This window comes from Stenotrophomonas sp. P5_B8, from assembly GCF_054049855.1.
This window is the reverse complement of record NZ_JBFULO010000152.1, coordinates 1-8,422: the sequence shown is the minus strand read 5'-3', so window position 1 is coordinate 8,422 and position 8,422 is coordinate 1. Positions and strand designations below refer to the sequence as shown.

10 protein-coding genes and 1 pseudogene are annotated in these 8,422 nt (G+C 67.7%); all 11 read left to right on the top strand.

Going from position 1 to position 8,422, the window contains the following annotated elements:
• The coding region (gene fliD / locus ACXJKH_RS10335) for a flagellar filament capping protein FliD (RefSeq protein ID WP_457319362.1) at positions 1–1,164 on the top strand (1,164 nt) is incomplete at its 5' end.
• A 145-nt stretch (positions 1,165–1,309) separates the two neighbouring features.
• Complete coding sequence (gene fliS / locus ACXJKH_RS10330) at positions 1,310–1,726, top strand: flagellar export chaperone FliS (protein WP_256776978.1); 417 nt, start codon at positions 1,310–1,312, stop codon at positions 1,724–1,726.
• The gene (locus ACXJKH_RS10325) at positions 1,726–2,031 is read left to right on the top strand and encodes a hypothetical protein (RefSeq protein ID WP_457319361.1); all 306 of its coding nucleotides are present in this window, start codon (positions 1,726–1,728) and stop codon (positions 2,029–2,031) included. Before fliS ends, ACXJKH_RS10325 begins: the two co-directional genes overlap by 1 nt.
• On the top strand, positions 2,028–2,627 hold the full coding sequence (locus ACXJKH_RS10320) for a PilZ domain-containing protein (RefSeq protein WP_256776976.1): 600 nt from the start codon (positions 2,028–2,030) through the stop codon (positions 2,625–2,627). Before ACXJKH_RS10325 ends, ACXJKH_RS10320 begins: the two co-directional genes overlap by 4 nt.
• Positions 2,628–2,746: 119 nt before the next feature.
• Positions 2,747–3,379 carry a response regulator gene (locus ACXJKH_RS10315; RefSeq protein WP_256776975.1) on the top strand — a complete coding sequence of 211 codons (633 nt, stop codon included), beginning with the start codon at positions 2,747–2,749 and terminating at the stop codon, positions 3,377–3,379.
• A gap of 275 nt (positions 3,380–3,654) precedes the next feature.
• The gene (gene rpoN, locus ACXJKH_RS10310) at positions 3,655–5,064 is read left to right on the top strand and encodes an RNA polymerase factor sigma-54 (RefSeq protein WP_457319360.1); all 1,410 of its coding nucleotides are present in this window, start codon (positions 3,655–3,657) and stop codon (positions 5,062–5,064) included.
• Between the two features lie 14 nt (positions 5,065–5,078).
• Positions 5,079–5,456, top strand: a complete 378-nt coding sequence (locus ACXJKH_RS10305) for a response regulator (protein ID WP_256776973.1) — start codon at positions 5,079–5,081, stop codon at positions 5,454–5,456.
• The gene (locus tag ACXJKH_RS10300) at positions 5,453–6,949 is read left to right on the top strand and encodes a sigma-54 dependent transcriptional regulator (RefSeq protein ID WP_457319359.1); all 1,497 of its coding nucleotides are present in this window, start codon (positions 5,453–5,455) and stop codon (positions 6,947–6,949) included. The genes ACXJKH_RS10305 and ACXJKH_RS10300 overlap by 4 nt, the downstream gene beginning before the upstream one ends.
• Positions 6,950–7,108: 159 nt before the next feature.
• Positions 7,109–7,531 (top strand): hypothetical protein, encoded by a 423-nt coding sequence (locus ACXJKH_RS10295; protein WP_457319358.1) that lies wholly within the window; start codon positions 7,109–7,111, stop codon positions 7,529–7,531.
• Between the two features lie 322 nt (positions 7,532–7,853).
• Positions 7,854–8,216 (top strand): flagellar hook-basal body complex protein FliE, encoded by a 363-nt coding sequence (fliE, locus tag ACXJKH_RS10290; RefSeq protein ID WP_457319357.1) that lies wholly within the window; start codon positions 7,854–7,856, stop codon positions 8,214–8,216.
• Between the two features lie 12 nt (positions 8,217–8,228).
• Positions 8,229–8,422: pseudogene (gene fliF, locus ACXJKH_RS10285) on the top strand (flagellar basal-body MS-ring/collar protein FliF); the annotation flags it as partial.

Here is an 8,422-nt window from a genome sequence, read left to right as displayed (position 1 = left end):
CGCCTGGTCAGTGCGACCAAGGAAGGTACCGACGATATCTTGACAGTCAGCAGCACCAATTCGGCCGCCACCGGCAACCATGTCATCCAGGTCGACCAGCTGGCCACGGCGAACAAGTGGATCGCCGATACGGCGGTGTCCAAGACCAAGACCTTCGGCGCCGGCACCCTGTCGCTGGAGGTGGGCGTCGGCGACAAGAAGAAGACGCTGGAGATCCAGGTCGAAGCCGATGACACCCTGTCTTCGATCCGTACCAAGATCGAGAAGGCCGGCCGCAGCCTGGGCGTGCAGTCGACCCTGATCGCCTCTGGCGACAACCAGTTCCTGTCGTTGTCGCAGGAGAAATCCGGCACCGCCAATGCGATCAAGCTCAGCGCCGGGTCCGGCAACGCCGAGCTGACCGCGCTGGCCAACAGCCTGACCGAACGCACCCCGGCCGCCGACGCCAAGCTCACCATCGACGGGGTGGAGGTGGTGTCCAGCGAGAACACCGTCGCCGACGTGGTGCCCGGCCTGACCCTGAACCTGAAGAAGCCGGGCAAGAGTACCGTTACCGTCAGCACCGACGTGGCGGCCGCGCGCAAGGTGATGCAGGACTTCGTCACCGCCTACAACGGCGCGATCAGCGCAATCAGCACCGCCACCAAATACGACATCGAGAACAAGGAGCCCTCCTCGCTCACCGGCGATGCGCAGATGCGCGGGGCCTCCAGCCAGCTGCGCGCGATGATGGGCGGCGTGCTCAAGGACCTGGCCGCCGTTGGCCTGGACCCCAAAACGCTGGGCCTGCAGACCCGCGCCTATCCCAATGCCGATGGCAGTCTGGTGCTGGATGCCACCAAGTTCGAGGCGGCGCTGGTCAACCAGGCCGGTGCGGTGCGCCAGGCGCTCACCGGTGATGATGGCGCGGCCACCAAACTGTTCAACATGGTCGACGGCTACGTCAGCACCACGGTAGGCAAGGAAGGCGCCTTTGTTTCGCGCACCAAGAGCATCAACGCCACCCTGACCGACATCGACAAGCGCCGCAAGGCACTGGACGTGCGCATGGCCGGCGTGGAGGAACGCTATAAAAAGCAGTTCCTGGCACTGGATGCGTTGATGGGCAAGCTGAGCCAGACCACCTCCTCGCTCACCTCCCAGCTCAGTCAGCTGGCCCGCTGATCGACACGGCCGCCWGCTCAAGTAAATCGCACACGCGGCCGATACTGGTACCAACGCAGCAGCCATTGCAGCAGCCAACGCAGGCTCCACCCCGGTGCCGCAGACCCCGCAAGGCACGCGGCCCCGCACGAAGGAGACATGATTGATGTACGGTTCAAACCGTCAATTCACCGAGCAGTACCGCAAAGTCGGCGTGCAGAGCTCGATCGTCGACGCCGACCCGCACAAGCTGGTGGCGTTGCTGCTGGCCGGTGCGCTGGAACGCGTGCGGCTGGCGCAGGCCTGCCTGGAACGTGGCGATCAGGCGCGCAAAGGCAAGGCGATCGGCGAGGTGTGCGCGATCGTCGGCCACCTCAACGGCTCGCTCGACCATGAAGCCGGCGGCGAAATCGCCGGCAATCTGTCGGCCCTGTACGATTACGTCATGCAGCGCCTGACCGAAGCCAACCTGCACAACGACCCGGAGGCCCTGCGCGAGTCGCTGGAGCTGCTGGGCGAGATCGACGCGGCGTGGAATGCGATCCCGCGCGACCAGCGCGCGCCCGCGCAGGCCGCCGTGTAATGGCCACCGCGCCCACCCTGGCCGACCTCAACACCGCCATGGACACGCTGGAAGCCGCCCTGCTGGCCGGTGACCACGAGGGTGCCGGCGCCTGCCTGGACACCCTGCACGCCGACCAGACCCATCTGTTGGCGCAGCCCGGCGGACTGGATGACGTCGCCGGCCTGCGCGCACTGGAAAGCCGCCAGCAGCGCGTCATGGTGATGATCATGAGCCAGCGCGACGAGGCTGCCGGCCACGTGCGCAAGGGCGCTGCGGCCAACCGCGCCGCGCATGCCTACCTCACCGCGGAATCCCTGTCATGAACGAGCCGCGTCCCAGCGCCATCCATCATCCGGCCGAAAGCGAGCTGTTCGATGAAACGCTGAGCTGCGAGGTCGCCTTGCCGGCCGAGTTCCGCCTGGGCAGCGCGGTGGTGCGCCCGGGCAGCGCCGAGACCCTGCTGCGCAGCGTCGCCCTGGTGGAAGATTCGCGCGGCGATGACGGCCACGACGAGCGCGGCGAAGCGACCGCGCAACTGCAGCGCCTGGAAGCCAAGCTGGACCTGACCATGGTCCTGCTCGGGCGGCTGGTGCGACAGACCGCGCAGGACCTGGACCTGCGCCCGCTGCGCTGGTCACGGCGCGGCATCCGCCTGGAACAGGGCATGCGTACCGGCGCGGCGGCCGGCAGCCTGGGCGTGATCCGGCTGCAGCCCTGCGATTGGTTGCCCGACCATATCGACCTGCCGGTGTCGGTGCTGGCCGAAGCGGCCACCGGTGCCGGCGCGCACTTCCTGTGGTTGCGCTTCGAGCCGATGAGCGATGCGCTGGAGATGGCACTGGAACGGCACCTGTTCCGCCTGCACCGCCGCCAGATCGCGCAGGCGCGGCTGGCCGACCGCCGTCCGCTGGACCCCTGAGCGACGTTTTGACGGTTTGCCGGCCAACGGCCGCCACTACCGTGACGGGATCGGCTTGGCGGTAGGCCGCCACTCCGTTAAGGTGGTCACCCCGCCTTAACATCTGCCGAAGCCTGCCTGTGCGCGTTCTCATCGTCGACGATCACACCCTGGTCCGCGCCGGCCTCAGCCGCCTGCTCCAGGGCTTTGCCGACGTGGACGTCGCCGCCGAAGCCAGCAACGCCGAACAGGCGCTGCAGCTGGCCATCCAGCACAGCCCGGATGTGATCCTGATGGATCTGTCCCTGCCCGGCCGTACCGGCCTGGAAGCCCTGAGCGACATCCTGCTGCGCGCGCCCGGCACCCGGGTGGTGATGATGACCATGCATGACGATGCGGTGCACGTGCGCGATGCACTGGACCGTGGCGCGGTCGGCTTCGTGGTCAAGGATGCCGCGCCGCAGGAGCTGGAGCTGGCCCTGCGCGCCGCGCATGCCGGCCAGGTGTTCCTGAGCCCGCAGATCTCGGCCAAGATGCTGGCGCCGATGCTGGGCAAGGAAAAACCGGTGGGCGTGGCGGCGCTGTCGCCGCGCCAGCGCGAGATCCTGCGCCAGATCGGCCGGGGCGAGAGCAACAAGGAAATCGCCGCGGACCTGGGCATCAGCGTCAAGACGGTGGAGACCCACCGCGCGCGCATGATGGAGTCGCTCGGCTGCCGCCGCGCCAACGATCTGCTGCTGCTCGCCGCGCGCCACCAGCACGAACTGGAGTGAGGCGCCAGGTAGTGGGCGTCGGTTCCCCGGCACGCTGAAGGCTTCAGACTTGGCAGCGTCGGGATTTTGAACAGGCCCCAGCCGCCTTGGCGACGGAAACACAAGGGTTTCCGCCGCAGGCAGCGTCAAAAGTCCGAGGCGTTGTAGTGGTTTTCCTGACAAGGTGTCAGGAAACCAACGACACCACTCAGGAACCCCCTGATTACGGTGTCGGGATATCACAAGCAAGATGCGTTCCATAACGCACCGGGGAGTCGGTGCGACGGGGAAAACGCATGAAGCCGACGATGTCGACCCAGCTGGGTCAGCAGCTCCACCTCACGCCGCAACTGCTGCAGTCCATCCGACTGCTGCAGCTGGACGGCATGCAACTGGAGCTGGAGATCCGCCGCGCACTGGAAACCAACCCGCTGCTGGAACTGGAGGAGGCGCCCGACGCCCCGGCCGATGACACCGCCGAAACCACCACCGTGCAGGAAGTGGCCGCCTTCGACGAGCTGCCGGAAAGCGCGATGTGGGACGTGCCCGGCGCCAGCTGGCAGGACGGGGACGACGACCGCATGCAGCGCATTGCCGCCGACGAATCCAGTGACCCCCAACTGCGCGCCCTGCAGCGCCTGTCGCTGGAGCTGGATGCGCGCGAACTGGGCGTGGCCAGCTTCTGGCTGGAGCACTGCGACGACGCCGGCTACCTGGACGCGCCGCTGGCGCAGCTGCAACTGCTGGCCAGCGCCCACTGCGACGTGGATGCCGCCGGTGTCGAAGCCGTGCGCCAGCAGATCCTGCACGGCGAGCCGGCCGGGCTGGCCGCGTGCGACCTGCATGAATGCCTGAGCGTGCAGCTGCGCGCCCTGCCCGGCCGCGTGCCGGCCCGCCACCTGGCCCAGCGCGTGCTGGATCAGGGCCTGGCCAGCCTGGCTGCGCACGACTACGTTGCCCTGGCCCGCGAACTGGATGCCGAAGTTGCCGACATCCATGAAGCGGTGCGGCTGATCCTGTCGCTGCAGCCGCGCCCCGGCGACAGCCTGCGCCCGGACGACACCGGCGTGGTCATCCCCGATGTGATCGCCTGGCATGCCGACAACCAGTGGCGCGTGGCGCTCAACCCGGCCACCAGCCGTCGCCTCAGCATCAACCCCGGTTACGAAAGCGCCCTGGCCGAGGCCGGCGATGCCGCCCAGCCGCTGCGTGACATGCTGCAGGAGGCGCGCTGGCTCACCCGCGGCCTGTCGATGCGCTATGACACCCTGCTGCGCACCACGCGGGTGATCATCGAACGCCAGGCCGGGTTCCTGACCCGCGGCGAAGAGGCGATGGCACCGCTGACCCTGAAGGAAGTGGCCGATGCGATCGGCATGCACGAGTCCACCGTCTCGCGCATCACCACCGGCAAGTACCTGCAGACCCCGCGCGGCACCCTGGAACTGAAGCACTTCTTCGCCGTGCGCCTGGAAGGTGCCAGCGTCTCCGGGCAGGCGGTCAAGGCCATGGTGCGCCGCCTGATCGATGCCGAGCCGTCCGCTCGCCCGCTGGCCGACGAAGCCATCGCCGGCCTGCTGTCCCGCCAGGGCGTCAACATCGCGCGCCGCACCGTTGCAAAATACCGCGAACAACTGGACATCGCTCCGGCTCGCGAACGCCGTCGGATCAATGCCCGCACCCCGCAACTGGCCCGGGTGGGCTGAAGGAAATGGAAGACATGAACAAGCTCACCGTCCTGCTGGTCGATGACCACGAAGGCTTCATCAACGCGGCGATGCGCCACTTCCGCAAGGTCGAGTGGCTGGACGTGATCGGCAGCGCCGCCAACGGGCTTGAAGCCATCGAGCGTTCCGAATCGCTGCGCCCGCAGGTGGTGCTGATGGACCTGGCCATGCCGGAGATGGGCGGCCTGCAGGCCACCCGCCTGATCAAGTCGCAGGACGACGCGCCGTACATCGTCATCGCCAGCCACTTCGACGATGTCGAACACCGCGAGCATGCCCTGCGTGCCGGCGCCGACAACTTCGTCAGCAAGCTGTCCTACATCCAGGAAGTCATGCCGATCCTGGAAGGCCTGAAGGGGAATGGATCATGAGTGAGTCGCGCATCCTGGTGCTGGATAACGACGCCGTGCGCGCCGAGCGCACCGTCGCCCTGCTCGAATTCATGGATTTCAACCCGCGCTGGGTGGCCGACGCGGCCGACATCGACACGGCCCGTCACCGCCCCAACGACTGGGTGGCAGTGATCATCGGCAGCCTGGACCCGGGCGCGGGCAGCGATGCGCTGTTTGCCTGGGCCGGCAAGGGCGCGCTGCCGCCGCCGGTGATGCTGATCGACGGCGATGCCGCCCGCTTTGCCCAGCAGCACGGCCTGCACGAAGCCAACGTGTGGCCGCTGGAGGCACCGCTGCGCCACGCGCAGATGGAGGCCCTGCTGCGCCGCGCCAGCCTCAAGCGCCTGGATGCCGAGCACCAGGCCGGTGCCGTGCAGGAAACCGGCCCCACCGGCGACGGCGCGGCGGTGAGCGCCTTGCGCCTGATGATCGAACAGGTCGCCGCATTCGACACCAYCGTGCTGGTGCTGGGCGAATCGGGCACCGGCAAGGAAGTGGTGTCGCGCTCGATCCACCAGCGCTCGCCGCGTCGCGATGGCCCGTTCGTGGCGATCAACTGCGGCGCGATCCCGGCCGAGCTGCTGGAGAGCGAGCTGTTCGGTCACGAAAAGGGTGCTTTCACCGGTGCGCTCAGCGCCCGCAAGGGCCGCTTCGAGATGGCCGAAGGCGGCACTCTGCTGCTGGATGAAATCGGCGACATGAGCCTGCCGATGCAGGTCAAGCTGCTGCGCGTGCTGCAGGAGCGCAGCTTCGAGCGCGTGGGCGGCAACCAGACCATCCGCTGCAACGTGCGGGTGATCGCCGCGACCCACCGCGACCTGGAGTCGCGCATTGCCGACGGCAAGTTCCGCGAGGATCTGTTCTATCGCCTCAACGTCTTCCCCATCGACGTGCCGGCGCTGCGCGAGCGCAGCGAAGACCTGCCGGCACTGGTGACCACCATCGCCGCGCAGCTGGCACGCACCGGTCGCGGCGAAGTGCGCTTCACCGCCGAAGCGCTGCAGGCGCTGGCCACGTACGAATGGCCGGGCAACGTGCGTGAGCTGACCAACCTGGTCGAGCGCCTGGCCGTGCTGCATCCAAGCGGCAACGTGCGCGTGCAGGACCTGCCGGCGCGCTATCGCGGTGATTTCACCGCCGCCGCGCCGGTGGTCGTGGCCGCCCCGGCACCGGTGGCTGACGAGCGTCTGGACCTGCGCAGTTTCTCCTTCCACACCCCGGCCCCGGGCGTGGCTGCTTCGCTGGAAAACGGCATCGGCCCGGTCACCCGCGCCGCCGGCCTGCCCGATGCCGGCCTGGACCTGCGCAACCACATGGCCAACATCGAGCTGACGCTGATCAACGAGGCCCTCGAGCGTACCCAGGGCGTGGTCGCCCACGCCGCCCAGCTGCTCGGCCTGCGCCGCACCACCCTGGTGGAGAAGCTGCGCAAGTACGGCATCGAACGCGACCAGACCGAACTGGCCGGTTGAGCCCACCGCACGCTGGAATGACACAGAAGCCCGGGCCTGTCCCGGGCTTTGTCGTTGTGGCGTTCGCGGCAACGGCCGGCAGACAGATTGCAACGTTTCCTACAGACCCGCGCCATGCACTGACTAGCATCAAAGGCACATCCCCTTGGAGGTCATCCGATGCGCCTGTTCCCCGTGTTGCTCTTGCTGGCCCTGCTGCCCACCACCTCCCTGGCCACCCCGGCCTGCACCTTGCCGACCACGCTCGACGCGCGCCAGTTCATCAATGTCAGCGATCCGCTCTATCGCCCCGACAACCCCAACGCCGGGCGGATGGTGCAGGTGAATTTCGCGGACGACCAGTACGTGCTGGAAATTCTGGGCACCCCGATCCAGGTGCAGGGCACCTATCGCTACCAGCGCCACGCCCCGCACCTCGGTGAAATCCGCATGCGCGAAGCGTTCCCGGGCGGTGCGGCCGCCTACACCCTGCTGCTGACCTGCCTGACCGACAGCGAGGGCATGTTCGTCTTCACCCAGCACGCCGGTCCCATCGCCCCGGCCCGCCGCCAGAACAGCGGCCGCTGGACGCTGACGCCCTAGGAAGAGCAGCCACCCATGGGGTGGCTCTACCCCGATACCGCCCCGCGGGTAGCCGCACCACCGGCACACCCCCGGTAGAGCCACCCCACGGGTGGCTGCACGTCCCCCCGCCGGTTTTCCGACGCCGGCTCCCCGACACGCGCGCCGCGTCAAACCGCCGCAGCAACATTCCGTCGCGCGCCGCGACCGGCCGCCCATTCGCCGTCGCCGCGTGAAGGCGCAAGCCCTTGTGCCACCAACAAAACTGAACCGGTAAACGGTTTCGGCACGGCACTTGCAACGTATTCACTCGAAACCCCATCCCAGCTTCGGAACGTTCCAGATGTCGCACTCCGTCACCTCCGTCCTTTCCCAGATCCGCACCCTCCAGACCCAGATGGGGCAGTCCGCCGTCAGCCCGCTGACCGAGGCGCCGAAGAGCAATGCCATTCAGGGCCTGGTCTCCCCGCAGAACGTCCAGGGCCCGAGCTTCACCGACACCCTGCGTGGCGCCATCGCCGGCGTCAACGAAGCGCAACAGAAATCCGGCGCCCTCGCCAAGGCCTTCGAACTGGGTGAACCCGGTGCGGACCTGGCCAAGGTCATGGTCGCCTCGCAGCAGTCCCAGATCGCCTTCCGCGCCACCGTGGAAGTCCGTAACCGTCTCGTCCAGGCTTACCAGGACGTGATGAACATGCCGCTGTAAGGATAGAAACGCATGGCCCTGTCGCTCTCCAAAGAATCCCTGAACACCGAAAAGGCTGGGCAGTGGTTCGACCGGCTGCAAAGCCTGCAGATCACCCGTCGGCTCGGACTGATGGCGATGATCGCCGTGGCCGTGGCGGCAGGCCTGTTCGTGTTCTTCTGGTCGCAGAAGCCGGGCATGGTGCCGCTCTACACCGGCCTGGACCA

Bases quoted from the DNA above. Each gene is read 5' to 3' on its own strand.
- fliS (WP_256776978.1), top strand. From the start codon at position 1,310: ATGTACGGTTCAAACCGTCAATTCACCGAGCAGTACCGCAAAGTCGGC.
- ACXJKH_RS10325 (WP_457319361.1), top strand. From the start codon at position 1,726: ATGGCCACCGCGCCCACCCTGGCCGACCTCAACACCGCCATGGACACG.
- ACXJKH_RS10320 (WP_256776976.1), top strand. From the start codon at position 2,028: ATGAACGAGCCGCGTCCCAGCGCCATCCATCATCCGGCCGAAAGCGAG.
- rpoN (WP_457319360.1), top strand. From the start codon at position 3,655: ATGAAGCCGACGATGTCGACCCAGCTGGGTCAGCAGCTCCACCTCACG.
- ACXJKH_RS10305 (WP_256776973.1), top strand. From the start codon at position 5,079: ATGAACAAGCTCACCGTCCTGCTGGTCGATGACCACGAAGGCTTCATC.
- ACXJKH_RS10295 (WP_457319358.1), top strand. From the start codon at position 7,109: ATGCGCCTGTTCCCCGTGTTGCTCTTGCTGGCCCTGCTGCCCACCACC.
- fliE (WP_457319357.1), top strand. From the start codon at position 7,854: ATGTCGCACTCCGTCACCTCCGTCCTTTCCCAGATCCGCACCCTCCAG.